Consider the following 26,856-nt stretch of genomic DNA (forward strand, 5'->3'; position numbering starts at 1 on the left):
GCAGCATGGCTATAAGGGTGGCAACGAAGCCGAAAGAGAAACTTCAATGACCCTGCCGCTTTTCCTGACCTTTCTTGCGGCCTGTCTTTCGGCCGGCGCAACCGGCGCGCTATTCAACCCTGGCGACTGGTACAACAGCTTGAAGAAGCCTTCCTGGACTCCGCCGAACTGGCTGTTTCCTGTGGCATGGACGACGCTCTACCTCTGCATGTCCGTCGCGGCAGCCCGCGTGGCCGGTCTCGCTGGTAGTGCGGCCGAGGTCGGGCAGGCACTTGCTTTCTGGGCCTTGCAGATTGCGCTGAACACCCTTTGGACGCCAGTCTTTTTCGGCCTGCGCCGCATGGGGGCGGGCCTCGTGATCCTGATCCTTCTGTGGCTGGCGGTTGCTGCAACCCTGGTTTCATTCTGGCGCATTGACCTGATCGCCGGCCTGCTGTTCCTGCCCTACATCACATGGGTCAGCGTGGCTGGAGCCCTGAACTTCTCGGTTTGGAGGCTGAACCGCGCCTAGGGCCAGTCGGCCCGCCTCGGCACGCGAAGCGCCAGCATCGGCTTCAGGAGTGGTTGGCGGAACCGGACCAGGTCCAGCGCCTCGTGCATTCCCAGCGACGGCTCTCCTCCGATCTCGGTCTGAACCAAAGCCCGGCTGTAGAAGGGCGCGTCGAGCAGGGACAGTCGCGCCTTTGGAACATGGCCCGCATCGGCACGCGTTTCCCGTCGGACAAGCCAACCGCTGCGCCGCAGGGGGGCAACTGGCGGAAGGTCGATCTCGCTCACACGACCCTTGATGTCAGCCTCCACCGCCAGCGCGAGTCGCGTGCCATCGCGCCGGATCGCATCATAGAAGCAGACAGTGCGATCCTTCAGCGGATAGCGTCCCCAGGTCCAGAACCGGAAGTCCTGCTCAAGCGCACGAGTGCCGAAGTTCGCATCGAAGTATCCATGGCCGTCCCACCTGTGCCCCGGCTCCAGCCGAACCGAAACGTCGCCGATTGGGGAGAAGGGACGCCAGAGATGGCGGCCATCCGGAGTAAGGGCGACTTCCGCGCCGGTAACTGCTTTGGGCGTCAAGACGATGCGGCCACGCACTGGCGTCACCATCGGCGGCGCGCCCCATTCGTTGATGTCGATCACCAGTTCGGTGCCGGTCCAATGCATCCGGCTCGGCCCGACCTCCAGCGTGTCTCGCGACTGGCGCAGCGCCGATGCTCCGCGATCCGTCATGGTGAACCGTCCGTGCCGCAAGCCGGACGTCACGACATTCAGGCAGCAATGGTTCTGCGGATTGCGCCGCCCCGACCAGCGATACCAGGGAGAAAACACGGAGCCGATGAAGCCGATCACCGAGACGGCGCGTTGTCCGTCTTCCGAGATCGCATCGACATACCACCAGGCATAGCCGTCTGGGCCGACCTCGACCGAGAAGTCCGGTCCGCCAGAACGGCCGCCGCCGCGTGCCTGCCGGAGGACAGCGCCATCGGAACTCCCGCCCCCGGATGGGCCCCGCCTCCCGCAAGATACAGGCCCGGCAAGCCCGTGCGCGCCACCGGGCGGCGAAACGTCGCCATCGCCCCCTCGGGCGAGCCCCCGTAGATCGCGCCCCCCGACCCCGGATACAGTCTGGACAGCTGAGCCGGCGTGGTCAGCGACCGAGCTTCCGGTGCGGGATCGAAGCTCAGGCCTTGCACGGCCAGCGGCGGAAAGGTGCGTGTCCGGCATTGCGCTTCCTCGGCTGCAAAGGGCGAATGGCCCGCGGGGCCGTTCATGATGATCTCGAACCGCTCGGGCCCGCTCGGTGCGGGTCCGATCTCCCGGTCCTGCGCGCAGACATAGAGCGTGGGCGCGGCGGGCATCTGGCCAATGCCGATCGGCCCGAACTCCCGGGAGGAATCGGCCGTGAAGAAAACATTGTGATGAGCAAGCTCCACGCCAGCCGGTCGCGCGGCAAAAGCCCAGACCCAAGCCGACAGGCTGGGCCGTTGCCGGGCACCGTTGCCCATGGCCGCGCGTGCTGCATCGCCAAGCAGACCGTCCCTCAGCGCACCGGGATCACCCGCAAAGACGCAGGCCGCGCAGGGCAGGTTCGTCCCACCCTCGATCTCCACCCCCGTCACCCGCCCCCCTTGCCGCACGATGCGCCGCGCGCGCGTCGCAAAGCGCAGGCGTACGCCCAGTCCCTCGGCAACTTGGGCCAGCGCCGCGGCGGCGCCGTTCAGCCCTTGCCGCACCGCCCAGACACCCTTCGCCTCGGCGTGCCAGATCAGGGCAAGAACTGCGGGACTGGACGCGGGCCGGCCGCCAACATAGGTGGCATAACGCCCGAATAACTGGATCAGGCGGGGGTCCCGAAAGAACCGTCGCAGGAGACCATCCATCGACCGGCCGGGTAGCAGCGCGGGCCAGATCGTCGGCCGCCGCAGCGCGGCTGTCATTGCCCCCATCAGCTCAGGGCGCGCAGCTGCCATGACCGGCCCTTCGAAAGCGGCATAAAGCTGCGATGCCAGCCGGTCGAACCGCAAGAACGCGGCCGCTTCCCCGGGGCCGCAAAGCTCTTCAATCGCAGCGGCGCTTGCCTCCCGGTCGGCGAACAGGTCAAGCCGAGTGCCGTCGGGCCAGAAATGCCGCGCCAGCCTGGGCAGGGCGATCAGGTCGAGATGGTCCTCGGTGCGCGATCCGGCCAGCGCGAACAGGTCATCCAGTTCGCGGCGCAGCGTCAGGACTGTCGGCCCCGTATCGACGGGGCCCGCAACCGAGGGCAGGGCACGTGCCTTGCCGCCCGGGCCTGATGCCATTTCCACCAAAGTGACCGACACCCCTGCCGCGGCAAGGCGGATCGCGGCCGACAGGCCACCCATCCCGGCGCCGATCACCACAACGGGGTCCTGCGTCATCTAGTCCGGGCCTTGTGTAACGTCGTGCTTACAGCACAGTGTAAATCTCAGTTTACACACAGGCCGGCTGATGCCAAGGTGAAATCCCGATTGGGAGGTGAGGCAAACCCCATGCAACTCGAGTCCCGCATCGAATCGGCCCTGACCCGCGCTCTTGCCCCGCCAACCAACGCGGTCACGCCCCCTCTTCTGCGCTCCGCCCTGACCCATGCTGTCTTTCCTGGCGGCGCGCGCATCCGCCCGACCATCCTGCTTTCCGTGGCGTTGGCCTGCGGCGACGACCGCCCCGAAGTCTCGGACGCCGCAGCCGCCGCGCTGGAGCTGATCCATTGCGCCAGCCTCGCACATGACGATTTACCTGCCTTTGACAATGCCGACCTTCGGCGCGGCAAGCCCAGCCTGCACCGCGCGCATGGCGAACCCCTGGCGATCCTGGCCGGAGACAGCCTGATCGTGCTGGCTTTCGAAACCCTCGCTGCCGCAGGCGAACTTGCCCCCGACCGCGCGGTCAAACTAATTACTGCGCTTGGGCGTCGCACCGGTGCCGTGCAGGGCATCTGCGCGGGCCAAGCTTGGGAAAGCGAGCCAGCCGTTGACCTGCAAGCATATCACCTCGCCAAGACCGGCGCCCTGTTCATCGCTGCCACCCAGATGGGCGCCCTGTCGACCGGCGCCGACCCCGACCCTTGGGAGGACTTGGGCCGCCTGATCGGTGAGGCCTTCCAGGTGGCGGATGACCTGAAGGACGCGCTTCTGTCCTCGGAAGCAACGGGCAAGACATCCGGCCGAGACGCCGTCCTGCATCGGCCCTCGGCGGTTCAATCCATGGGTGTTGTCGGGGCAACGAAGCACCTGCAGGATATCCTTTCCGGTGCCATCGCCTCCATCCCCTCCTGCCCCGGCGAGGCCAAACTTGCCCAGATGGTGCAGGCCCACGCCCGCCGGATCATGGACATTCCGGCCGCCGCACGGGGCTGAACGTGGCTGACCTGCCCTTGCCCGGCGCATCGCGCCCCGAACGCCGATCGCCGCCGGGCTTTTTCGCACGCCTCGCCCTCTCTCCCCGCCTGCACGCGCTGGCCGAGCGCATTCCCGGCCTGCGTGGCCATGCCCGCTCAGAGGGTCGCGCACTGTTCGAGATGATCGCGGGCTTCGTCCGGTCCCAAGCGCTGCTCGCCGTGGTCGAACTCCGCCTTCTGCCGATCCTCGCCGAATCCTCCGCCAGCACGGCGCAACTGTCCACCCGGACATCGGTGCCAGAGGACCGCCTCGCCATCCTGCTTCAGGCTGCCGCTGCGTTGAAACTCGTCGAAAGACGGCGCGGCCTGTGGCGGCTGGCGCCCCGTGGTGCCGCCTTCCTGACCGTACCGGGGCTCGAGGCGATGGTGCGTCACCACCCCGTGCTGTATCGCGACCTCAACGATCCCGTGGCCTTTTTCCGAGGCGAAACCCAGCCCGAACTGGCCGGGTTCTGGCCCTATGTTTTCGGGCCACTCGCAGAAACCGATGCCGGCCTGGCGCAGCGCTACTCCAGCCTGATGGCGGACAGCCAGGCGCTGGTTGCCGAGGATACGCTGCGACTCGTCTCCCTTTCCGACGCCCGCAGGCTGATGGACGTTGGCGGCGGCACGGGCACCTTCCTCAGGGCCGTTGCGCGCAAGTGCCCAGAACTCGATCTTGCGCTCTTCGACCTGCCGCACGTCGTCGCAGCGGCGCCACGGTTCAGCCCGCGCCTTGCAGTGCAACCCGGCGACTTCCGGCAGGACCCGATTCCGGCAGGCGCCGACATCATCACGCTGGTCCGGATTCTGTACGATCATCCTGACACAACGGTGCTTTCGCTTCTGTCCGCGATCCATGACGCGCTGCCGCAGGGGGGAAGGCTGGTGATTTCCGAACCCATGTCTGGAGGCGCCAGGCCAGACGCGGACACCGATATCTACTTCGCAATCTACACGCTTGCGATGTGCTCCGGCCGAACCAGGTCCCCCGCGGAACTAAGGGATATGCTTGTAAAGTCAGGGTTTTCCACAATCTCGGCGCCGCGCACGCGCCGCCCCTTCGTGACCTCGGTAATCGAGGTATCCAAGGCCTGACGGGTCGGCCTCGGAACGTGGTCGCCTTGCTCAACCGCTCACTATCCTAAAGTTGACTGTCTAATAAATTTGACAGTGACAGCTGTAAGGTTAAAGTTACACAAAGCCAGAACGCGTTCGTACCGACTCCTCGGCCGAAGCGAACCGGCAAGGGGGAGCGGCGTGCAAACGCAAGTGGTTATGATGTCCGGCCCGAGGGCGGTTTCCCTGGAAACTGCCGGACTTGCCGCACCTGGTCACGGAGACCTGGTGGTTGACGTTGCTCACTCAGGTATCTCCACCGGGACGGAACGCCTGTTCTGGCTTGGCACGATGCCGGCATTCCCTGGCATGGGCTATCCGCTCGTCCCCGGATACGAAGCCTTCGGCGAAGTCGTCGAAGCCGCGCCAGATACCGGATTCCGTCCGGGCGACCATGTCTTCGTTCCCGGCGCAAACTGCTACACCGGCAACCTGCGCGGCCTGTTCGGTGGCGCCACGCGGCGCCTGGTCACGCCACATGGCCGAGTTTGCCGGCTGGACGCAGGAATAGGCGCCGAGGGCGCGCTGCTGGCGCTTGCCGCAACCGCCCGCCATGCCATCGCAGGCTTCAACTGCGCTCTGCCCGATCTCATCATCGGCCACGGCACCCTGGGCCGGCTTCTTGCCCGGCTGACCATCGCCGCAGGCGGCCGACCGCCAACCGTTTGGGAGGTCAATCCGACCCGCCGCGATGGCGCCGACGGCTACGAAGTGCTTGATCCCGAAGCCGACCCGCGCCGCGACTATGCCTCGATCTATGATGCCTCCGGCGCGCCCGGCCTTCTGGACAGGCTGGTGCCGCGGCTCGCCAGGGGTGGTGAGGTCGTTCTCTGTGGCTTCTACACCGAACCCGTCAGCTTCGCCTTCCCGCCCGCCTTCATGAAGGAGATGCGTCTGCGCATCGCCGCCGAGTGGCAGCCCGCCGACCTGGTCGCCACGCGCGCCCTGATCGAGAGTGGGGCCCTTTCGCTGCACGGGCTCATCACCCATCGCCAGCCAGGATCGCAGGCGCCTGACGCGTACGTCACCGCCTTCGACGACCCGACCTGCCTGAAAATGATCCTCGACTGGAGGGAAGCCGCATGACGCTCGACATTCCGAACCTGAAGGACTTCGACGACCGTCTGCGGGCCGAGGCAGCCGAGGCTCCGTCGCTGGAAATTCCGGACCAGCCGCCCACCAAGAAGACGCAGATCATCGCGATCTACGGCAAGGGCGGCATCGGCAAGTCCTTCACGCTGGCCAACCTCAGCCACATGATGGCCGAAATGGGCAAGCGCGTGCTTCTGATCGGTTGCGATCCGAAGTCCGACACAACCTCGCTTCTCTTTGGCGGCAAGGCGTGCCCGACAATCATCGAAACATCGACCCGCAAGCGGCTGGCCGGCGAAGAGGTGAAGATCGGCGATGTCTGCTTCAAGCGCGGCGGCGTCTTCGCGATGGAACTGGGCGGGCCGGAAGTGGGCCGCGGCTGCGGCGGGCGCGGCATCATCCATGGCTTCGAGCTTCTGGAAAAGCTCGGCTTCCACGACTGGGATTTCGACTACGTCCTGCTCGACTTCCTGGGCGACGTGGTTTGCGGCGGGTTCGGCCTGCCCATCGCGCGCGACATGGCGCAGAAGGTCATCATCGTCGGCTCGAACGACCTGCAATCGCTTTATGTTGCCAACAACGTCTGCTCGGCGGTGGAGTATTTCCGCAAACTTGGCGGCAACGTCGGCGTCGCCGGCATCGTCATCAACAAGGATGACGGCACCGGCGAGGCGGCCGCCTTTGCCGAAGCCGTGGGAATCCCGGTTCTGGCGGCCATCCCGGCCGACGAGGACCTGCGCCGAAAGTCCGCCAGCTACCAGATCGTGGGCACCCACGCCACGCAATGGGGGGCGCTGTTCGAAGAACTCGCCGGCAATGTCGCCATCGCTCCGCCGGTCCGCCCGCGCCCCCTGTCGCAGGACGGCCTCCTTGGTCTCTTCGACGCCGAGACCACCGGCTCCGCCTTCGTCCTCGATCCGGCAACCGATGCCGACATGATGGGCGCCAAGGCGCTGGTGAAGCCCTCGCTGGAAGTGGTCTACGACAATGTTTGACCTGCAAGCACTGCAACGGCTGGAAGAGGAACTGAAGCGGCTGCAAGGCCAGGGAGGGCGCGGATGACCGCCTCCAACGAAGCTCTCGGTTGCCATGCCGGTGCCGCGACGCTGGAGGACGCCGCCCGCCAGGCCGGCAACGCCGGACTGCTGGACAGCTTCGCCGAGCTTTACCCCAAGGGGCCGCATGACAAGCCGCAAAGCATGTGCCCTGCCTTCGGCTCGCTCCGCGTGGGTCTCAGGATGCGCCGTGTCGGCACCATCCTGTCGGGCAGCGCCTGCTGCGTCTACGGCCTGACCTTCGTGTCGCACTTCTACGGCGCGCGGCGCTCTGTCGGCTACGTACCGTTCAACTCGGAAAGCCTCGTCACCGGCAAGCTCTTCGAAGACATTCGCGACGCCGTGCACGAGATGGCCGATCCCGCGCGATATGATGCGGTCGTGGTGACGAACCTCTGCGTCCCCACGGCGTCGGGTGTGCCTCTGCGACTGCTTCCGTCCGAGATCAACGGCGTCCGCATCATTGGCATCGACGTGCCGGGCTTCGGCGTACCGACCCATGCCGAGGCGAAGGACGTCCTGGCCGGCGCGATGCTGAAATATGCACGCGAGGAAATCATGGCGGGCCCGGTCGCCGCCCCCGCCGCGGGCCGCAGTGACCGCCCGACGGTCACCCTTCTGGGTGAGATGTTTCCAGCCGACCCAATGATGATCGGCGCTCTTCTAGCGCCGATGGGCCTGGCTGCCGGCCCGACCGTGCCCTGCCGCGAATGGCGCGAGCTCTACGCCGCGCTTGATTCCCAGGTCATAGCTGCCATCCACCCCTTCTACTCCGCCGCCGTGCGCGAGTTCGTTGCGGCAGGTCGCATGATCGTCGGCTCCGCACCCGTCGGTCATGACGGCACGATGGACTGGCTCGCCGCCATCGGCGCCGCCCATGGCGTGGCTCCCGAACGGATCGCCGCCGCTCAGAACGCCTTCGGCCCGGCCATCAAGGGCGCGCTGGCCGCGAACCCGGTCAAGGGCCGCATCACGCTCTCGGGCTACGAAGGCAGCGAGTTGCTGGTCGCCCGCCTGCTGATCGAAAGCGGCGCGGAAATACCTTATGTCGGCACCGCCTGCGCCCGCACCGAGTGGAGCGAGGCCGACCGTGCATGGCTCGAATCGCGCGGCACCGTGGTCAAATACCGCGCGAGCCTTGAAGACGACCTCACCGCGATGGAAGCCTTCGCCCCTGATCTCGCCATCGGCACGACGCCAGTGGTGCAGAAGGCCAAGCAGAAGGGCACCCCCGCGCTCTACTTCACCAACCTGATCTCGGCCCGTCCGCTGATGGGGCCGGCCGGGGCGGGCAGCTTGGCGCAGGTGGTCAACGCCGCCATCGCCGGCAAATCCCGCATGGACGAGATGCGCGCCTTCTTCGAAGGCGTGGGCGAAGGCGACACGGCCGGCATCTGGGAGGGCGCACCGAACCTTCGCCCCGACTTCCGCGCCATTCATCAGAAAAAGCTCGACAAGGCCGCCAAGGCGGCCAAGGCCGAGGAGATGATCTGATGCTGGTACAGGATCATGATCGGGCGGGCGGCTATTGGGGGGCAGTCTATGCCTTCTGCGCCGTGAAGGGCCTGCAAGTGGTGATCGACGGCCCGGTCGGCTGCGAAAACCTGCCCGTCACCTCTGTCCTGCACTACACCGATGCCCTTCCTCCGCACGAACTGCCCATCGTTGTCACGGGCCTAGGCGAGGAAGAGCTGGGCCGCGAAGGCACCGAAGGTGCAATGAAGCGCGCCTGGAAGACACTCGACCCGGCGCTGCCCGCCGTGGTCGTCACCGGCTCCATCGCCGAGATGATCGGCGGCGGCGTCACGCCCATGGGCACCAATATCCAGCGGTTCCTGCCCCGAACGATCGACGAAGACCAATGGCAGGCCGCCGACCGCGCCATCACGTGGCTCTTCACCGAATTCGGCCAGACCAAGGGCCGCATGCCGCCGGAAGCCCAGCGCCCCGACGGCGCGAAGCCACGGGTCAACATCATCGGTCCGATCTACGGCACCTTCAACATGGCCTCGGACCTGCACGAAATCCGCCGCCTGGTCGAAGGCATCGGGGCCGAGGTCAACATGGTCTTCCCCATGGGCGCGCACCTTGCCGAGATGCGCAACCTCGTGAATGCCGACGCCAACGTCGTCATGTACCGCGAGTTTGGCCGTGGCCTGGCGGAAGTCCTGGGCAAACCCTACCTGCAAGCCCCCATCGGCCTCGACAGCACCACACGCTTCCTGCGCTCCCTGGGCGAGATTCTGGGGCTCGACCCCGAGCCCTTCATCGCGCGCGAAAAGCACTCCACGTTGAAGCCGCTCTGGGATCTCTGGCGCTCGGTCACGCAGGATTTCTTCGCCACCGCCTCCTTCGCCATCGTGGCCTCCGAAACCTACACCCGCGGCATCAGCCGTTTCCTGGAATCCGATCTCGGCCTGCCCTGCGCCTTTGCCGTGGCGCGCAAGCCGGGCGCCAAGACCAACAACGAAGAGGTCCGCGCCCTGCTGCGCCGGCACCGTCCGCTGGTGGTCATGGGCTCGATCAATGAGAAGATGTACCTGGCCGAGATGAAGGGCGGACATGGCCCCGCGCCCAGCTTCATTCCCGCGGGCTTTCCCGGAGCCGCGATACGCCGCGCTACCGGGACCCCGTTCATGGGCTATGGCGGGGCCGTCTATCTGCTGCAGGAAATCTGCAACAGCCTGTTCGATGCGTTGTTCCACATCCTGCCGCTCGGATCCGAGATGGACAGCGCCGCTGCCACGCCCACCACGCTGCGCCGAGACATGCCCTGGGATGCCGATGCCCAGGCCGCTCTGGACCGCATCGTCGGCGAACATCCCGTCCTGACACGAATTTCCGCGGCGCGCGCCCTGCGCGACGCGGCCGAGAAGGCGGCGCTCGATCAAGGCGCCGAACGCGTAATCCTGGAAATGGTCGAAGCGCTGCACGACAGCGACCGACCGGCAAGAGTGGAGGCCAAGCAATGAGCGACCACACCGATCCCGGCCCTGGCTTTGGGCGCCTGTCCCATGGCCCCCGGTCGTCCAAGGCCGAGTACCACCTCTATTTCACGGCGATCTTCCTGGTGGCCCTGCCGTTCGCGGTGTTGGCCTGGGTGGTTCGCCTGGTGATCGACCGGCATCTGCCGCCGCAGGGCCCGCTGGCCCGCGCGCTGGCCGAGGCCCACGCGATCACGCCCGAGATCTTCCGGCACTGACCGGAAGAGAAGACCCCGACGCGGTGCGCCCGCCCGTCACGGTCAAAGAATTCGGCAGGGGCCGGGGAAACCCCGTGCCTGCCGAAATAGTGCGGGAAGCCTGAAAGGGCGACCCGGCCGACCTGGCCGCAGGGTATGCGGCGTCAGTCTGCCCATCCGGAGGATAGTATGGCTGATAAATCCGACCTGAGCTTCACAGGTCTGACCGACGAGCAGGCGCAGGAACTGCACTCGGTGTATATGAGCGGGCTCTGGCTCTTCGTGGCCATCGCCGTCGTCGCTCATATCGCCACGTACATCTGGCGCCCGTGGTTCGGCTGAGGAGAAAAAGAAAATGTCCAAGTTCTACAAGATATGGATGATCTTCGATCCTCGTCGCGTCTTCGTGGCGCAGGGGGTCTTTCTGTTCCTCCTGGCCGCGATGATCCACCTCGTGGTGCTGTCGAACGGCGTGAACTGGTTCCAGATCGCGGCGTCGCACAACCCTGCCCCGGCTGCTTCCGAGTAACCGTCAGGTAACAGCACGGACACGGGCGGGTAGCAACCCGCCCGTGCCCGGACCCAATGCGCAACATAACGGCACGCTCCCGCGCCACGCGCCCGGCAGGGAACGTCCCGCAACAGCGGAGACGCGGGCATGGCCTTGCTCAGCTTCGAACGAAAATATCGCGTGCCTGGAGGCACGCTGGTGGGCGGGAACCTGTTCGACTTCTGGGTCGGACCCTTCTTCGTCGGCTTCTTCGGTGTCACCACAATCTTCTTTGCCGCACTGGGAACGATCCTCATCCTCTGGGGGGCGGTGCTGCAAGGCACCTGGAATCCCTGGCTGATCTCGATCAACCCACCACCCATCGAAATGGGCTTGGCTGCGGCCCCGCTGAACGAAGGCGGGCTGTGGCAGATCATCACCATCTGCGCCATCGGCGCCTTTGTCAGCTGGGCCATGCGCGAGGTGGAGATCTGCCGCAAGCTTGGGATCGGCTACCACGTTCCCGTCGCCTTTGCCGTCGCGATCTTCGCCTATGTCACGCTGGTCGTGATCCGGCCGATCCTGATGGGGGCCTGGGGCTATGCCTTCCCCTACGGCATCTTCTCGCACCTCGATTGGGTGTCGAACACCGGCTACACCTACGGCAACTTCCACTACAATCCGGCGCACATGATCGCGGTGAGCTTCTTCTTCACCAACGCGCTCGCGCTTTCCCTGCACGGCGGCCTGATCCTTTCGGCGGCCAACCCGGAAAAAGGCAAGGAAATGCGCACCCCGGATCACGAGGACACCTATTTCCGTGACCTCATCGGCTATTCGGTCGGCACGCTCGGCATCCACCGCCTGGGCCTGTTCCTCGCGCTGAGTGCCGGCTTCTGGTCGGCCATCTGCATCGTGATTTCCGGGACGATCTGGTTCGATCAATGGGTCGACTGGTGGAACTGGTGGCTGAACCTGCCCTGGTGGGCCGGTACCGCAGGAGGCATCAATGGCTGAGTATCAGAACATCTTCACCCAGGTTCAGGTGCGCGGCCACGCCGAAGCGGGCCTTGTCGAGGACGTGGAGGTTCGCAACCGCACCGGCGCCGGCGGGTTCTCGAACCTGCTTGGCTGGTTCGGCAACGCCCAGATTGGCCCGATCTATCTTGGCACCATGGGCGTTATCTCGCTGGCCACCGGCGCCATCTGGTTCATGCTGGTCGGCGCCTGGTTCTGGTACCAGGCGGGCTTCAACCCGGCCGTCTTCATGCGGGACCTGTTCTGGTTCAGCCTGGAACCCCCGGCCGAAGAGTACGGCCTAGGCTTCGCGCCTATCGCCGAAGGCGGTCTCTGGATCATCGCCAGCTTCTTCCTGCTGATCTCGGTACTGACCTGGTGGGTCCGCACCTGGCTGCGGGCCCAGGCGCTTGGCATGGGCAAGCACATCTCCTGGGCCTTCGCCTCGGCGATCTGGCTCTTCCTGGTGCTTGGCCTGATCCGTCCGATCCTGATGGGTTCCTGGAGCCATGCCGTGCCCTACGGCATCTTCACCCACCTCGACTGGACCAACCTGTTCTCGCTGACCTACGGCAACCTGTTCTACAACCCGTTCCACGCGCTCTCGATCGCCTTCCTCTATGGGTCGGCGCTGCTGTTCGCGATGCACGGGGCGACGATCCTCGCCGTCTCCCGCTTCGGCGGCGACCGCGAGCTGGAACAGATCGCCGACCGTGGCACCGCCTCGGAACGCGCCGCCCTCTTCTGGCGCTGGACGATGGGCTTCAACGCCACGATGGAGGGCATCCACCGGTGGGCCTGGTGGTTCGCCGTTCTGGTGACGCTGACCGGCGGCATCGGCATCCTCCTGACCGGTACCGTCGTCGACAACTGGTTCGTCTGGGCGCAGCAGCACGGCTACGCGCCGTTGGATTGAGGAGACCGTGATGTCTGACAAACCCTACTTCCACGAACCGAACCATACCATCCATCTCCGGGTCTGGGCCCTGGGCCAGATGGTGTGGGGGGCATTCCTCGGCGGTCTCTTCCTCGCCGTTATCGCGGCCGTCCTGATCGGCATCTGGATCGTCGGCCAGCTCTTGCCCGAACAAAGCAAGCAGGCCCCTTCGCCCTACTCGGCAATCGTCATCGAAAGTCCCGAGCGGTCGGCCTGACCCATCCCCGGACGTGCATCCCGTGCGTCCGGGGGTTTTGCGTCCGGGTCACAGCCGACCCGGATCCTGGGCCCACCACGGCCCGGTTCCCTTCCTGTTGGCGACAGGCACCTGGTGCCGCATGGCTTGCCAAGCGGCACCCTTTTCAGCCCGGCTCATCGGAGGACGCAACCCATGAGCGACCAACCCACTTCGACCTCGATCCTCGACAGGGTCTCGGGCCCCGCAGACCTCAAGGCTCTGTCCGACGGCGAGCTTTCACAACTGGCCGCGGAACTCCGGCGCGAAACCATCGACACCGTCAGCCGCACCGGCGGCCACCTCGGCTCGTCGCTTGGCGTGGTCGAACTGACCGTTGCACTTCATGCCGTGTTCAACACGCCGCTGGACAAGCTGATCTGGGACGTCGGCCACCAGTGCTATCCGCACAAGATCCTCACCGGCCGCCGCGACCGCATGGGAACGCTGCGCCAGGCGGGCGGGCTCTCCGGCTTTACCAAGCGGTCCGAAAGCCCCTATGATCCCTTCGGCGCCGCCCATTCCTCCACTTCGATTTCAGCGGCGCTCGGTTTTGCCGTGGGGCGCGAGATGGGGATGCCGGTCGGCGACACCATCGCCGTCATTGGCGACGGCGCCATCACCGCAGGCATGGCCTACGAGGCACTGAACCATGCCGGCCACCTGAAATCCCGCCTCTTCGTCGTGCTGAACGACAACGACATGTCGATCGCGCCCCCGGTTGGGGCGTTGCAGCGGTATCTGAACCAGATTGCCGCCAAGGGTCCTCTCGCCGCGCTGAAGGCCGCAGCCGAAGGGTTCGAATCCCAGCTTCCCGGCCCGGTCCGCGAAGGTGCGCGCCGCGCGCGCCAGATGGTCACCGGCCTGCCGGGCGGCGCCACGCTGTTCGAGGAGTTCGGTTTCGAATACATCGGCCCCATCGACGGGCATGACATGGACCAGCTCCTCACCACGTTGCGCGCCGCCCGCGCGCGGGCGTCCGGCCCCGTGCTGATCCACTGCGTCACTGTCAAGGGAAAGGGCTACGCCCCGGCCGAACGTGCCGACGACAAGTACCACGGTGTCGCAAAATTCGATGTCGCCACCGGCCAACAGGCCAAGTCGGCGTCAAACGCACCAAGCTACACCGCCGTCTTCGGCCAGCGCCTGACGGAAGAAGCCGCCCGCGACCCCGCCATCGTGGCGATCACCGCGGCCATGCCGGGTGGCACGGGCCTCGACGTCATGGCGCGCCGCTTCCCCGCCCGCGTTTTCGACGTGGGTATCGCCGAACAGCACGGCGTGACCTTCGCCGCCGGCCTTGCCGCAGCCGGGATGAAGCCGTTCTGCGCCATCTACTCCAGCTTCCTTCAGCGCGGATACGATCAGATCGTGCACGACGTCGCCCTGCAGAATCTGCCTGTCCGCTTTGCCATCGACCGCGCCGGTCTCGTGGGCCAGGACGGCGCCACCCATGCGGGCGCCTTCGACATCTGCTTTCTCGCCAACCTGCCCAACATGACCGTCATGGCCGCAGGCGATGAAGCCGACCTCTGCCACATGATCGCCACTGCTGTCGCGCATGATCAGGGCCCCATTGCCTTCCGCTACCCGCGGGGCGAAGGAATGGGCGTCGACATGCCCGACCGCGGCATCCCACTGCCTCTTGGCAAGGGCCGCATCCTGCGCGAGGGCCGCGACGTCGCCCTCCTGTCATTCGGCGCCCATCTGGGCGAGGTTCTCGCTGCCGCGGACCTTCTGGAACAGGACGGTATCTCGGTCACCGTTGCCGATGCGCGCTTCGCCAAGCCGCTCGACACCGACCTGATCGACCGACTGCTCAACCACCATCCCGCGCTCATCACGGTGGAACAGGGCTCTACAGGGGGGTTCGGAGCACTGGTGCTGCATTATCTGGCCGCCAGCGGTCTTCTCGAACAAGGCCGCGCAATCCGCACCATGACACTGCCCGACCGCTTCATCGACCAGGCCAGCCCAACTCAAATGTACGATTGGGCCGGCATGTCGCGAATCCATATCCGAGATCTTGCAGTTGGACTTTCCCGCCCGACCCGAGGCACGAAAGTTGTCAGGCTGTGTTGACACAATGATGTAGAGCGTCGCGATACTCTTGCAATTCTGTAAACCTCCGTGAAAAACTCGGGCAGCTTCCGGAAGGAAGGGTCGAGGAATCATACCGAACGGGTCGGCGCGTGAGGTTTCAGCAGCTCTATTATGTGCTGGACACACAGTACCGCATCCTCTGGGTGGGCGGTGACTGGGACGAGTTTGCGCTCGCCAATGCCGGCGAGGCTGCCCGCTCGAACGAGGTGCTTTCCACCTCTCTCTTTACCCACATTGTCGACCAGCCCACAGCCGATGCCGTTGTCCGCCTTGTCGATGTGGTCCGCGCTTCGCAGGCTCCGTTGCGGATAGACTACCGATGTGACAGCCCCACGATGCTGCGCCGATATCAGATGACCATCCAGCCGATGCGGGACGACCGCGTGCTTCTGGTGCATGACCTTCGGGATGCCCGCACATTCCATCAGCCGCTCACCCACTGGAAGTACCGCAAGGATGCCCACCACCTGAAATGTTCGTTCTGCTGCTCCGTTGGCACCGGACCGGGCGAGTGGACCCTTCCCGAAAACCTCACCGGACCGCATCCGGAAGAAGTCGCCTATACGATGTGCCCGTCCTGCAGCGGGCGGGTGGATGAAGCGATCTCGTCACTTGTTGCGAACCGCAGCCCCAAGAACCCTGTAACTGGCGGCTTCGGTCCCTGAAGACACCAATCTGGGAAAGTCCGCGTCAAGTCTCGCGGCTGAAACAATGTCCGACAATCTTGCCACAATGTCTGACATTGCGTAGCGTGGCTGGATTGGCCGGCACTTGGCGGCCACCGGAGATTCGCTTGACCGACCGTCCCGCAGAACCTGCGAAGGAAACGAAGCGCCCGCGCGATGTCGCGCAGCTTCTCGCGGCCTTGGTCGAGGAAGAAGGTCTGGGAATCGGCGACCGTCTCCCGCCCGAAGTCGAACTTGCCCGCCGCCTGGGCATCGGACGCTCCACCGTGCGCGAGGCGCTGCGCCAGTGGGAAAGCCTGGGCATCATCACCCGCAACAAGGGCGGCGGCACCCGGATCGTGGCTGAAGTCTCGACCCGTTCGCTGCACCTGCCGCTGACCGTGCAGATCGAGGCCGACAGCCTCAGCCGGATGCTGGCCGTCCGCCGCCCACTGGAGATCGAGGCCGTCCGCATCGCCACCCGCGTCGCGGACGAGGCCGCGCGCCGCAAGATCATGCTGCGGATGCTGGAGCTGATGGAGGTCTATGAGGCAGGCGAGGATTGGCGCCCCGCCGACCGTCTGTTCCACGCCGCAATTCACGATGCAACGGGCAATCCCCTGTTCGCCAAGGTGATTCACCAGATCCACCGCGCCTTCCACGACCTTTACGACGCCCCCTTCGACCAGCCGCAACTCGGCGCCTCGACCATCCCCGCGCACCGCCCGCTCGCAGAGGCCATCGCGGCAGGTGACGAGGACCGCGCCGTCGCCATCATCTCCGGCATCCTGTCCGACGTGGACGAAGCCGCCATCCAGATCGCCCGAGGACTTCATGCCGGATAAGACGACCGACGACCTTGCCACCCGGCTGACCGCCATCGCGGAAGGCGCGGGCGGCTCGATCACGCCCCCCATCGTCCAGACCTCGCTCTTTGCCTTCGACAGCTTCGACGACTTCAAGGCGCGGATGGACGGCTCGAGCGATGCGCCGATGTACACCCGCGTGCAGAACCCCACGGTCGCCGCCTTCGAGGCGATGATGGCCGATGCCGAGGGCGGCGAGGCCGCCGTGGGCTTCGCCTCGGGCATGGGGGCCATCTCGGCCGCACTGATGGCCTTCCTGCGCCCCGGCGACCGTGTCGCCTGCGTCGAACACGTCTATCCCGACAGCTATCGCTTCATGGAACGCATCCTGCGCCCCTTCGGGATCGAGACGACCTATCACCCGCTTCGCGCCTTCGAGGATGACCCCGATCTGCTGAAGGGCGTGAAGATCGCCTATCTGGAAAGCCCGACCTCGGTGGTCTTCCAGGCGATGAACCTGCCCAAGGTCGCCGCCCAGGCCAAACGCCACGGCGCGGTGACGATGATCGACAATTCCTGGGCCACCCCGGTGTTCCAGCGCCCGATCGAGCTTGGCATCGACATCGTGATCCACTCGGCATCGAAGTACATCTCCGGCCATTCCGACACGGTGGCCGGCGTGGTCATCGGCTCGAAAGACCACATCGGCCGCCTGCGCGACCTGTCGCTGCCGCTCTTCGGCGCAAAACTCGCCCCGTTCGAAGCCTGGCTCCTCATCCGCGGCCTGCGCACGCTTGTCCCCCGGATGCGCCAGCACCGCGCCACCGCCGACCTCTTCGCCGACCGCTTCGCCGCCCTGCCCTTCGTGCGCCGCGTGAACTCGCCCACGGCCAACACCGTGCCGGGCCTCACCGGCCGCTCGGGCCTGATGTCGGTGGAATTCGACGAATCGGTGAACATCCCCAAACTCGCCGACGCCCTGCGCTTCTTCCGCCTCGGCGTCAGCTGGGGCGGCTTCGAAAGCCTGATCCTGCCCGCCCAGGTTGGCCTCGCCCAGGCCGGCGAGTTCAACTCGATGCGCAAATTCGGTGTCCCCTCCACGCTCGTCCGGCTCAGCCTCGGGCTGGAAGATGCAGAAGACCTCTGGGCCGACATGTCAGCGGCCCTGGCAACAAGCAGAACCTGACAACCAACGGGAGTAAGAGCGATGAAAAGACTTCTGGCCAGCGCCGGGTTAATGGCGGTGCTTCTGGGCTCGGCAGCCTCGGCGGAAACGCTGAAGCTGGTCGAGGTGATCACCAGCCCCGAACGCACCGAGGTGCTGAAGGGCATGGTCGATGGCTTCAAGGCCGCCAATCCGGGCGTCGACGTGGAAATCGTCTCGGTCCCCTGGGGCCAGGCCTTCGAAACCGTCGCCACGATGATCGCCGGCGGCGACATCCCCGATGTGATCGAGATGCCGGACACCTGGCAGGCACTGTATGCCGATCAGCTGATGGCCCTGGACGAGCGCGTTGCCGGCTGGGAACACGGCGCCACGCTGACGCAAAAGACCGTGGACATGGGCAAGCTTGCCAACGGCAAGATCACCATGATCCCCTACGGCTTCTACCTGCGCGCCATGTTCTACAACAAGAAGCTCCTGGCCGAGGCTGGCGTGGCCGAACCGCCCAAGACCATGGACGAGTTCATGGCCGCCTCCGAAGCCGTGTCCAAACTTGACGGCAAATACGGCTACTGCCTGCGCGGCGGCCCGGGCGGCACCAACGGCTGGATCATGATGGCGGCCGTGATGAACGGCACCAACGAGTTCTTCACCGAGGACGGCAAGAGCCGCATCAACGAGCCGGGTTCCATCGCCGGCCTGCAGTTCCTGATGGACCTGTACCAGAAGGGCTATGCGCCGAAGGACAGCGTGAACTGGGGCTTCAACGAAATCGTGGCGGGCTTCTACTCCGGCACCTGCGCCTTCCTCGACCAGGACCCCGACGCGCTCATCGCCATCGCCGAACGGATGCCGGCCGAAGACTTCGCCGTGATCCCCATGCCGGTCGGCCCCGCCGGCAAGGCCTTCCCGACCATCGGCTTCGCGGGCTGGTCGGTGTTCAACTCGACCGAGCATGCCGACGATGCCTGGAACCTGGTGGCTTACCTGTCCTCGCCCGACTCCAACGCCACCTGGGCCAAGCGCGTCGGCGTGATCCCGATCCACCAGGGCGCCGACCAGGACCCCTTCTTCAAGACCGACCAGTTCAAGGGCTGGTTCGAGGAACTCAACAGCCCGAACTACATCCCCACCATCATGCCGACCTATCTGGAACAGTGGGGCTACTTCACCTCGACCATCCTGAAGGATTCTGCACAGGAAGCCCTGCTCGGCCAGAAGACCGCGCAGGAACTGGGGGATGAATGGGCCGCCTTCCTGACGGAAGAATACGGCAAGTGGAAAGCCAAGCAGTGACGCAAGGCACCAACGCGCCCGGGGCAACCCGGGCGCACCAGCGTTTCGTCTGGTCCCACCTGATCGAGCCGTATCTCTACCTCACCCCGGCGCTTGTGCTGATCTCGCTGGTCATGCTCATCCCGCTGGTGGTGGGCGTCAGCTATTCGTTCCAGTCGATGATGCTCCTGAAGCCGGGGCAGGCGGAATGGGTGGGGCTGGAAAACTACGTCGCCCTCTGGTCCGACAAGAAGTTCTGGATCTCGCTGGAAAACACGCTGGTCTGGACCTTCGGCTCGCTGTTCTTCCAGTTCACGCTCGGGCTCGGCCTGGCGCTCCTCCTGAACACCCGCTTCCCGCTGAAGCGGCTGTTCCAGGCGATCGTCTTCCTGCCCTGGGCGGTGCCCACTTTCCTCACCGCGCTCACCTGGGCCTGGCTCTTCAACCCGGTGATCGGCCCCCTGCCGCACTGGCTGGCCGCCATCGGCCTCCTGTCCGAGCCCTTCAACATTCTCGGCGATCCCACGCTCGCCATCTGGGGCCCCATCGCCGCGAACATCTGGTTCGGCGTGCCCTTCTTCGCCATCACGCTGCTGGCCGCGCTGCAATCCATCCCGTCCGAACTCTATGAAGCGGCCGAGATTGACGGCGCCACAGCCTGGCAAAGCTTCACCAAGATCACCCTGCCCTTCCTCGCGCCGATGATCGCCATCACCGTCATGCTGCGCACGATCTGGATCGCCAATTTCGCCGACCTGATCTTCATCATGACCGGGGGCGGACCCGCCAATTCCACGCAGATCCTGTCCACCTACATCTTCACGACCGCCTTCAAGAAGCTGGATTTCGGCTATGCCTCCACGCTCGCCGTCGCGCTGCTGTTCCTGCTTTTCGTCTATGCCGTGATGCTTCTTGCACTGCGCCGTCGCTTCGTGAGGCTGTGATGTCAGTCGCCGCCCGCCGCAACCCGCTCCTCACCCTCGGCAAATACGCCGCGATCCTGTTCTACCTGAGCTTCGCGCTCTTCCCGCTGTACTGGCTCCTGAAGATCGCGGTCACGCCAGACCAGCTGATCTTCACCGAAGGCACGGCCCTCTGGCCCTCGACCGCAACGCTCGACAACTTCACCAAGGTCATCTGGCAGACCGATTTCCTGCGGTTCTTCCAGAACAGCCTGCTGGTCTCGCTCGCCTCGGCTGCCATCACCACCGTCATCGCCGCTGCCTCGGGCTATGCCTTCTCGCGATTCCGCTTCCGCGGGCAGAAGCTCGTCATCGCGCTCATGCTGCTGACGCAGATGTTCCCGCTCCTGATGATCATCGCGCCGATCTACAAGATCGTCGCCGGCCTCGGCCTGCTGAACTCGCTCACCAGCCTGATCCTCGTCTACACCGCCTTCAACATCCCCTTCGCCACCTTCCTGATGCAGTCGTTCTTCGACGGAATCCCGAAGGACCTGGAAGATGCGGCGATGATGGACGGCTGCACCCGGTTCCAGGCCCTGCGCAAGGTGATCCTGCCGCTCACCCTGCCCGGCCTCGGCGCGACTCTCGGCTTCATCTTCACCGCCGCCTGGTCCGAGGTGCTCTTCGCCCTCATGCTCATCCGGTCCGAGGGCAGCATGACCTTCCCGGTGGGGATGCTGACCTTCGTGTCGAAATTCTCGGTGGACTGGGGGCAGATGATGGCGGCCGGCGTTCTGGCGCTCATCCCCTCCTGCCTGTTCTTCATCTTCATCCAGCGATACCTCGTCCAGGGCCTGACCTCTGGCGCGGTGAAAGGCTGATCCATGGCCCGCCTCGACCTTCACGGCATCGAAAAGCGTTTCGGCACCATCGACGTGCTCCGCGACGTGAACCTCTCCATCGCCGATGGCGAATTCATCGTGCTCGTCGGCCCCTCGGGCTGCGGCAAGTCCACGCTGCTGCGCATGATCGCGGGGCTGGAAGACATCACTGCCGGCGATTTCCTCATCGACGGCCAGCGCATGAACGATGTCGCCCCCCGCCACCGCGACATCGCGATGGTCTTCCAGTCCTATGCGCTTTACCCGCACATGGACGTGGCGCGGAACATGGGCTTCTCGATGGAAATCCGCGGCGCCGAGAAATCCGCCCGCGCCGCGCGCGTGGCCGCCGCCGCCCGTACCCTGGGGCTGGACAAGCTGACCGAACGCCTGCCGCGCGCCCTGTCGGGCGGCCAGCGCCAGCGCGTCGCCATGGGCCGCGCCATCGTGCGCGAACCGCGCGCCTTCCTGTTCGACGAACCGCTCTCCAACCTCGATGCCGCCCTCCGAGTCGAGATGCGGCTGGAAATCGCCCGCCTGCACCAGCGCCTCAAGGCCACCATGGTCTATGTCACCCATGACCAGGTCGAGGCACTGACGCTGGCAGACCGCATCGTCGTGCTGAACGGCGGCATCGTGCAGCAGGTCGGCACGCCGCTGGACCTGTACCAGGCCCCCGCCAACCGCTTCGTCGCGCAGTTCATCGGCTCCCCCACCATGAACATCCTGCCCGTCGGCCGTACCGAAGGCGGCGTGCGTCTCGCCAACGGCACCGAGATCGCGCTCCCCGGCATCACCGGCCCCGTCGCCGAACTGGGCATCCGCCCCGAGCATCTCGACATCGCCGATCCGGCCACGGCGCCCCTGACCGGCACCGCCGATGTGGTCGAACACCTGGGGTCGGATACCAATGTCTATGTCCTGGCCGATGGGATCGGGCCGCTCATGGTGCGCCAGCACGGCCATGTGCCTCTGCACGCCGGCGACCGTGTGGGCCTGACCATTCAGCCCGGCCAGACCCACGCCTTCGCCGCCGACGGCCGCGCCCTGCGCGGCTAGCTCCGCGCCACGGCTCGGGCCGAAGGCCCGCTTGCGCCGCGGGCCATCCCCGCTCAGGCCGCCAGGCCCAGGGCAGTGCCGGCCCCCTCCCATGTCAGGCCGGGGCGATACCGCGCCACGACCCTGCCCCCCTCCAGCGCGAAGAGGTGCAGCCAGCCGTTGTCGAACAGCGCTCGCACGCCTTCATGGCGGCGCAGGATCGCCCCCATCGCCTCCATCGGCGCCTCGACCATGACCGACAGCCGCAGCGCCTCATGCGCCGGGCGCGCCCCGTCATGCAGGCTTTGCGCCGGCAGGCCCGGCCGCAGCAGGCCGCCATTGCCCTCGACCACGCCGATGCCACCCACGACGTTATGGATCAGCTTGTTGCCGCCGCCAAACAGCCCAGGCGCCACGGTCGACCCATAGTACTGCAGGCTGATCCAGCTCGCCACGACCACGGGCGCCGTCAGGATCAGTTCCAGCGTGTCAAAGCCCGCATCGGACCTCCAGTCATAGCTGTGCAGGAAAGCCCGCCCCTTCAGGTCGCGCCCGGCCGTCACGGCGCGCGGCGCGGCGATGAAGGCACTGCACCCGGCCAGCCCCCATTCGGGACGCACCTCGGCCCAGTCCACCGCGCGCCGCGCCAGTGTCTCGGCCGTGGCGCCCGGCAGACGCATCGCCCGTTCAGCCCGCGCCACGCGCCCCGCGGCCGCCAGCCAGGCCTCGGCCTGGGCAAGATCCGCCGCGTGCCCGGCATCCGGCGCATCCCGGTACAGCGTCACCCGGTCGGTCACCGTGTCATGCAGCCCCGCCACGAACAGTGTGTCCTCCGGCAGATCCAGCCCCAGGGCCGGAAGCCCCGCCCGCGTCTCCGGGTGGTTCAGCAGCGCCGCCAGTAGCCGCGCTGAAACCTCTCCGGTCCGGCCGCCGCAAGCCCCGCAGTGATAGGCGCTTTCATGCGGGTTGTTCGTGACCTCGGCTCCATGCCCCACCAGCAGCACCAGCCGGGCATGACCGCCCGTCAGGCTCATTGCGCGCAGCACAGACGCCGCCATCTTCGCCTTCTGCTCTGGCGCAAGAGCATCCTCCAGCCGAGGCGCCGGGCCGGGCTTCGGCCCGTCATGCCCCAGGCCCAGCGCATCGCGCACCAGCTTTCCGCCATAGGCCGGACCCGCCGCCTCGACGAAGGCAAAGGACGACACGGCCGCCTGCCGGAACCGGCCCCAGGCGCGCCGCGCCCGCTCGCCGATCCGAACCGCAATTTCAACCTCATCGCCCTGATGGCCCGTCGACACCAGTGAAGGCGCCAGCAGTACCGGCAGATGCGCCTCCAGTTCGTCCGTCCCGGCAGGGCGATGCGCCACGGGCAGGCCGAAAAACCCGGCAAAGCCCAGGGTCTCGATCCCCGCATCCTGCCCCTCCAGCGCCCGGCGCAGCACCTCGGACCTCACGTCGATGCAGAAGGCCGCCTGCATCGCAGGCCGCCCCACGCGCGGCGCGGGGCCGGACAGCGCCGCCGCCAGCCGGCGCTGATGGGCCCGCTCGGCCGCCTCCTGCAACACGCTGTCCAGCGCCTGATCCGGCGTCGGCAGCAGGGGCGTCGCATGGGCCGCCACCGTGGCCTCCCAATCCGGCCCCACCTCAGGCACATGGGCCAGCAGCGCCTCTTCCCAGACCAGCCGGATCGCCAGCAGGTCGGTCAGCGTCGCATCCGTGCCGCCCGAAAGCTCGGCTTGCCACAAAAGCCACCGGGCATGCATCGGCCAGCCGCCCAGATCGACCAGCAGCCGGTGAAAGGCCGTCCCCGCCGCCTCCAGCGTCAGCTTCAGCCGCTCGGCCGCCCGCAGCACGGCGCGCTCGGCCGTATCCGGCGCCGCCGCCACATGGGCGCAGAACCCGGCCAGCCCGGCGATCTCGGGGGTCAGGTCGTGCGTCGCCCATTCCCGCCAGGCGGCAAAGGCGCCATGGCCGGGCCGCGGCGTCCACAACGCCTGCCCGCGGTCGAAGTAGCCGCCCGCCCACAGGCCAAAGCTGCGGGCAATCACCGCGGGCCAATCCGTCCCGGTCGCCCCCGCCGCCAGTTCCGCCACGGTGGGCAGCGCCCGCGGTTCCGGCGCGGGCGCCTGCATCCGCGCCTTCAGCCAGGCCAGATCCACCGGCTTCACCGGCGAGCGCGAGGCGATCAGCGCCGCCGCCAGATCGTCGTCGCTGATCTCGCCCGCCGCCACCTTGGCCGCCAGATCGGCACGCGGCTGCGTCAATCCCACGCCCGCCACCCGGGCCAGCCGCGCCGCGGCCTGCGAAAGGTCCTCCTCCACCTGCCCAAGAAAGGGATTGACCGCCACGGTCGCATCCAGCGGGAAGGCCGGTGGGATGGCGCGGGCCGCTTCCTCCGCCGCCAGCAGCAGCCGGGAGGCAAGCGAAGGGGCAATCTGCGAATGTTTCAGAAACATCGGAACTCTCCCTGTCAGGATTTCACGGACGCAGGATCGGGCGCGCGAAAGCCGCCGATCATGCGATCAAGCAAGGCGTTAAGGTACAGCCCGTTGGCCAGGTGCACCCGCAGCCCGGCGGTCGAGGGGTGGTGCGCCCACAGCGGGAACAGTGCCTGGGCAAAGGCGACCAGGCCGAAGGACAGGACCGCCAGCACGATCAGCGCCCATTCCAGCGCCCCGGCCACCGGGGCCGCGGGCAGGGCCGGCCCCCAGATGGCCTGAGCAATCACCTGGAAGGTGAAGTAGGCCAGCGCCGCGGCAAGCGAGGCGGTGACGGTCCGCCGCGTCAGCGCGCCCGGCGCTGCATCGGCCAGCCCCTGCGCGATCAGGTAAGAGACACCAAAGATCAGCATGGTGCCCAAGGCCAGCGCCTGGGGCGACTTGTCCCCCAACAGCGCGGTGAAGACGAAGGCCACGCCGACATACAGCACGATCGCCAGACCGAAGGACCGCGCCACTGCGGAAAGTCCCGGCACGGCCACCGGGCCGGGCTTGCGGATCGCGTTGACCGCGCGCACCGCACCGCCCGAAGACAGGAAGGCATGCGCCTTGTACAGCGAATGCGCCACGATGTGCAGAAGGGCCAGCGCCCAAAGCCCCAGGCCGCATTGCAGCAGCATGAAGCCTATCTGCGCCACGGTGGACCAGGCCAGCGCCGTCTTGACCGCGCTTTGCGTCAGCATGACCAACGCCCCGAACAGCGCCGTGAACCCGCCCAGCACCGCCAACGCCGCCATGGCGCCGGGGCTGTGCTGCACCAGTCCCGCCAGCGTGATCAGCAGCACGCCGCCCGAGTTTATGATGCCTGCATGAAGCAGGGCCGAAACCGGGGTCGGGGCCTCCATCACTTCGGTCAGCCAGCCATGCAGCGGGAAGGCCGCGGTCTTCATCGCCGCCGCAACCACCAGAAGGCCCACTGCCGCCTGCGCCATGCCCGGCAGGGCCGTTACCCCGGTCAGGTCGGCGATGTTCACGCTTCCCAGGCTCTGCCACAGCAGCACCGAAGCCAGGATCAGCGCCACGTCGCCCGCACCCCAGACCCGGATGAACTTCGCCGCCGCGCGCTGCGCCTCGGGACGGTCGGGGTAGAACAGCAGAAGCTGCCGCATGGTCAGGCCCAGGCCCACGAAGGCCAACACCAGAACCGGCAGGCTCGCTGACTGGACAAGCAGAAGGACCAGGCCGATCGCCGTCAGGGCCAGGCCGTGAAACCGTCCCTCCCGCGCCTCTCCGTCAAGGTACCGGCGCGCATAGCGCACCACGACCCAGCCCACGAAGGCCACCAGCAGAACCAGAGTTGCGCTGATCGCGTCCAGCCGCAGCAGTGCAAGCCCGGATGCCTGAAGCGTCAGCGCGCCGCCAAGCCACAGCTGCATCAACCCGGCCACCCCAAGCGCCAGCGCGGCAAGCGTTGCGCCCTCGGCAAGCGCGGGCAGGCGGCCGGGACGCCTGCCGGGCGAAAGGGCAAAGGGTAAGGCCACCAGGAAAAGCAGCGCAGGCGCCAGGGAAATCAGAGGAAGGTACATGATCTCGGTCTCCGGATCGGGCTCTCGAACCGGCATTTAGGGCTTGTCCGCCATTCAGAAAATTACATATATTGTGAGTAATCGTTCTGTCTGATGGAACAATGGCCCAGCTCAACCTGCACCACCTCCGCCTGTTCCGTGCCGTCGCAAGCGATGGCACCCTGACCGGCGCGGCGCGCGGCCTGAACCTGTCTCAGTCCGCTTTATCTACACAGATCAAGATGTTAGAGGCTTCTCTCGGCCAGGACCTTTTCGAACGCCAGGGCCGCGGCCTGGTGCTGACCGAGGCCGGCCGCATTGCCCTGGACCATGCCGAGGCGATCTTCCGCACCGCCGACGACCTGACCGCCACCCTGCGCGACACCGGCCGCCAGCGGCGGGCGCTGAGGGTGGGGGCCCTGGCCACCCTGTCGCGCAACTTCCAGATGCAGTTCCTGCGCCCCCTGATCGGCCAGCCGGATGTCGAGGTCGTCCTGCGCTCGGGTTCGCAAGACGAGCTGTTGCGTGGGCTGGAAGGTCTGGCACTAGATGTGGTGCTGACCAACCTCGCCCCAGCCACGGATGCGGTGAGCCACTGGCTGGTGCACCGGATCGACGATCAGCCGGTCGGCCTGATCGGCACGCCGGCCAGGGTGGGCCCGGTGCCCCAGTCCCTGCGCGAGCTGCTGGCCAGCCAGCCCCTGATCCTGCCCACCCGCGAAACCGCCCTGCGCGCCGCCTTCGACGCGCTGGCGACGCGGCTGGAGGTCACCCCGACCCTCGCGGCCGAGGTAGACGACATGGCCATGATCCGCCTTCTGGCGCGCGAGGATGCCGGGCTTGCCATCATCCCGCCCATCGTGGTCCGCGACGAACTGGGAGCCGGCACCCTGGTCGAGGCGGCGCGGCTCGATGGGATCAGCGAGACCTTCTTCGCCGTCACCCAGAGGCGCCGGTTCCCGAACCCGCTGCTGAAGGAAATCCTGCGGCGCTAGCCTGC

The 26,856-nt window shown here is 66.5% G+C and carries 26 protein-coding genes; 22 read left to right on the forward strand and 4 right to left on the reverse strand.

The genetic code is table 11. The annotated features are described in order from the left end of the window. Positions 1–46 precede the first annotated feature (46 nt). Complete coding sequence (gene tspO, locus JO391_RS16455) at positions 47–511, forward strand: tryptophan-rich sensory protein TspO (protein ID WP_220661524.1); 465 nt, start codon at positions 47–49, stop codon at positions 509–511. On the opposite strand, the gene crtC is transcribed toward tspO, so the two are convergent. Together crtC and crtD are read right to left on the reverse strand one after the other, a co-directional pair. Next, positions 508–1,344 (reverse strand): carotenoid 1,2-hydratase, encoded by an 837-nt coding sequence (crtC, locus tag JO391_RS16460; protein WP_220661525.1) that lies wholly within the window; start codon positions 1,342–1,344, stop codon positions 508–510. The genes tspO and crtC overlap by 4 nt on opposite strands. Next, positions 1,341–2,891: a 1-hydroxycarotenoid 3,4-desaturase CrtD gene (gene crtD / locus JO391_RS16465; RefSeq protein ID WP_220661526.1), complete on the reverse strand. Its 1,551-nt coding sequence runs from the start codon at positions 2,889–2,891 to the stop codon at positions 1,341–1,343. Before crtD ends, crtC begins: the two co-directional genes overlap by 4 nt. A 111-nt stretch (positions 2,892–3,002) precedes the next feature. Between crtD and JO391_RS16470 the strand changes: the two genes are divergently transcribed. The 20 genes from JO391_RS16470 (at position 3,003) to JO391_RS16565 (ending at position 21,874) form a co-directional block, all read left to right on the forward strand. Next, positions 3,003–3,869, forward strand: a complete 867-nt coding sequence (locus JO391_RS16470) for a polyprenyl synthetase family protein (protein WP_220661527.1) — start codon at positions 3,003–3,005, stop codon at positions 3,867–3,869. Positions 3,870–3,880: 11 nt separating this feature from the next. Next, positions 3,881–4,987: a methyltransferase gene (locus tag JO391_RS16475; protein ID WP_220664601.1), complete on the forward strand. Its 1,107-nt coding sequence runs from the start codon at positions 3,881–3,883 to the stop codon at positions 4,985–4,987. A 162-nt stretch (positions 4,988–5,149) separates the two neighbouring features. Further along, the gene (gene bchC / locus JO391_RS16480; RefSeq protein ID WP_220661528.1) at positions 5,150–6,094 is read left to right on the forward strand and encodes a chlorophyll synthesis pathway protein BchC; all 945 of its coding nucleotides are present in this window, start codon (positions 5,150–5,152) and stop codon (positions 6,092–6,094) included. Continuing rightward, on the forward strand, positions 6,091–7,095 hold the full coding sequence (locus JO391_RS16485; protein WP_220661529.1) for a chlorophyllide a reductase iron protein subunit X: 1,005 nt from the start codon (positions 6,091–6,093) through the stop codon (positions 7,093–7,095). The genes bchC and JO391_RS16485 overlap by 4 nt, the downstream gene beginning before the upstream one ends. 63 nt (positions 7,096–7,158) lie before the next feature. Then, positions 7,159–8,649 carry a chlorophyllide a reductase subunit Y gene (gene bchY, locus JO391_RS16490; protein WP_220661530.1) on the forward strand — a complete coding sequence of 497 codons (1,491 nt, stop codon included), beginning with the start codon at positions 7,159–7,161 and terminating at the stop codon, positions 8,647–8,649. Continuing rightward, positions 8,649–10,127 carry a chlorophyllide a reductase subunit Z gene (bchZ, locus tag JO391_RS16495; protein WP_220661531.1) on the forward strand — a complete coding sequence of 493 codons (1,479 nt, stop codon included), beginning with the start codon at positions 8,649–8,651 and terminating at the stop codon, positions 10,125–10,127. The genes bchY and bchZ overlap by 1 nt, the downstream gene beginning before the upstream one ends. Continuing rightward, complete coding sequence (gene pufQ, locus JO391_RS16500; RefSeq protein ID WP_220661532.1) at positions 10,124–10,357, forward strand: cytochrome PufQ; 234 nt, start codon at positions 10,124–10,126, stop codon at positions 10,355–10,357. Before bchZ ends, pufQ begins: the two co-directional genes overlap by 4 nt. A gap of 168 nt (positions 10,358–10,525) precedes the next feature. After that, complete coding sequence (pufB, locus tag JO391_RS16505; RefSeq protein ID WP_220661533.1) at positions 10,526–10,678, forward strand: light-harvesting antenna LH1, beta subunit; 153 nt, start codon at positions 10,526–10,528, stop codon at positions 10,676–10,678. 13 nt (positions 10,679–10,691) lie between these two features. Further along, a complete protein-coding gene (gene pufA, locus JO391_RS16510; RefSeq protein ID WP_220661534.1) occupies positions 10,692–10,865 on the forward strand; it encodes a light-harvesting antenna LH1, alpha subunit in 174 nt (57 codons plus the stop codon). A 129-nt stretch (positions 10,866–10,994) separates the two neighbouring features. After that, a complete protein-coding gene (gene pufL, locus JO391_RS16515; RefSeq protein ID WP_220661535.1) occupies positions 10,995–11,843 on the forward strand; it encodes a photosynthetic reaction center subunit L in 849 nt (282 codons plus the stop codon). Then, positions 11,836–12,759, forward strand: coding sequence for a photosynthetic reaction center subunit M (gene pufM, locus JO391_RS16520; RefSeq protein ID WP_220661536.1), 924 nt, complete (start codon positions 11,836–11,838; stop codon positions 12,757–12,759). The genes pufL and pufM overlap by 8 nt, the downstream gene beginning before the upstream one ends. A 10-nt stretch (positions 12,760–12,769) precedes the next feature. After that, a complete protein-coding gene (gene pufX, locus JO391_RS16525; RefSeq protein ID WP_220661537.1) occupies positions 12,770–12,997 on the forward strand; it encodes an RC-LH1 core complex protein PufX in 228 nt (75 codons plus the stop codon). A 174-nt stretch (positions 12,998–13,171) separates the two neighbouring features. Then, entirely contained in the window at positions 13,172–15,097 is a 1,926-nt protein-coding gene (gene dxs / locus JO391_RS16530; RefSeq protein WP_220661538.1) for a 1-deoxy-D-xylulose-5-phosphate synthase, read from the forward strand. Between the two features lie 110 nt (positions 15,098–15,207). Next, entirely contained in the window at positions 15,208–15,783 is a 576-nt protein-coding gene (locus tag JO391_RS16535) for a hypothetical protein (protein ID WP_220661539.1), read from the forward strand. 128 nt (positions 15,784–15,911) lie between these two features. Next, positions 15,912–16,628, forward strand: a complete 717-nt coding sequence (locus JO391_RS16540) for a FadR/GntR family transcriptional regulator (protein ID WP_259444730.1) — start codon at positions 15,912–15,914, stop codon at positions 16,626–16,628. Then, positions 16,618–17,775 carry an aminotransferase class I/II-fold pyridoxal phosphate-dependent enzyme gene (locus JO391_RS16545; RefSeq protein ID WP_220661540.1) on the forward strand — a complete coding sequence of 386 codons (1,158 nt, stop codon included), beginning with the start codon at positions 16,618–16,620 and terminating at the stop codon, positions 17,773–17,775. The genes JO391_RS16540 and JO391_RS16545 overlap by 11 nt, the downstream gene beginning before the upstream one ends. Positions 17,776–17,796: 21 nt before the next feature. Then, positions 17,797–19,050, forward strand: a complete 1,254-nt coding sequence (locus tag JO391_RS16550; RefSeq protein ID WP_220661541.1) for an ABC transporter substrate-binding protein — start codon at positions 17,797–17,799, stop codon at positions 19,048–19,050. Then, the gene (locus JO391_RS16555; protein ID WP_259444731.1) at positions 19,032–19,973 is read left to right on the forward strand and encodes a carbohydrate ABC transporter permease; all 942 of its coding nucleotides are present in this window, start codon (positions 19,032–19,034) and stop codon (positions 19,971–19,973) included. The genes JO391_RS16550 and JO391_RS16555 overlap by 19 nt, the downstream gene beginning before the upstream one ends. Then, positions 19,973–20,815, forward strand: coding sequence for a carbohydrate ABC transporter permease (locus JO391_RS16560; protein WP_220661543.1), 843 nt, complete (start codon positions 19,973–19,975; stop codon positions 20,813–20,815). The genes JO391_RS16555 and JO391_RS16560 overlap by 1 nt, the downstream gene beginning before the upstream one ends. A gap of 3 nt (positions 20,816–20,818) precedes the next feature. Further along, a complete protein-coding gene (locus JO391_RS16565; RefSeq protein WP_220661544.1) occupies positions 20,819–21,874 on the forward strand; it encodes an ABC transporter ATP-binding protein in 1,056 nt (351 codons plus the stop codon). A gap of 53 nt (positions 21,875–21,927) precedes the next feature. On the opposite strand, the gene JO391_RS16570 is transcribed toward JO391_RS16565, so the two are convergent. Further along, the gene (locus tag JO391_RS16570; protein ID WP_220661545.1) at positions 21,928–24,309 is read right to left on the reverse strand and encodes a YbcC family protein; all 2,382 of its coding nucleotides are present in this window, start codon (positions 24,307–24,309) and stop codon (positions 21,928–21,930) included. Positions 24,310–24,323: 14 nt separating this feature from the next. Further along, on the reverse strand, positions 24,324–25,877 hold the full coding sequence (locus JO391_RS16575) for a proton-conducting transporter transmembrane domain-containing protein (protein WP_220661546.1): 1,554 nt from the start codon (positions 25,875–25,877) through the stop codon (positions 24,324–24,326). A gap of 101 nt (positions 25,878–25,978) precedes the next feature. Between JO391_RS16575 and JO391_RS16580 the strand changes: the two genes are divergently transcribed. Further along, positions 25,979–26,851, forward strand: coding sequence for a LysR family transcriptional regulator (locus tag JO391_RS16580; protein WP_220661547.1), 873 nt, complete (start codon positions 25,979–25,981; stop codon positions 26,849–26,851). The last annotated feature ends 5 nt before the right edge of the window (positions 26,852–26,856 follow it).

This window comes from Neotabrizicola shimadae (genome assembly GCF_019623905.1).
Classification (GTDB): domain Bacteria; phylum Pseudomonadota; class Alphaproteobacteria; order Rhodobacterales; family Rhodobacteraceae; genus Neotabrizicola; species Neotabrizicola shimadae.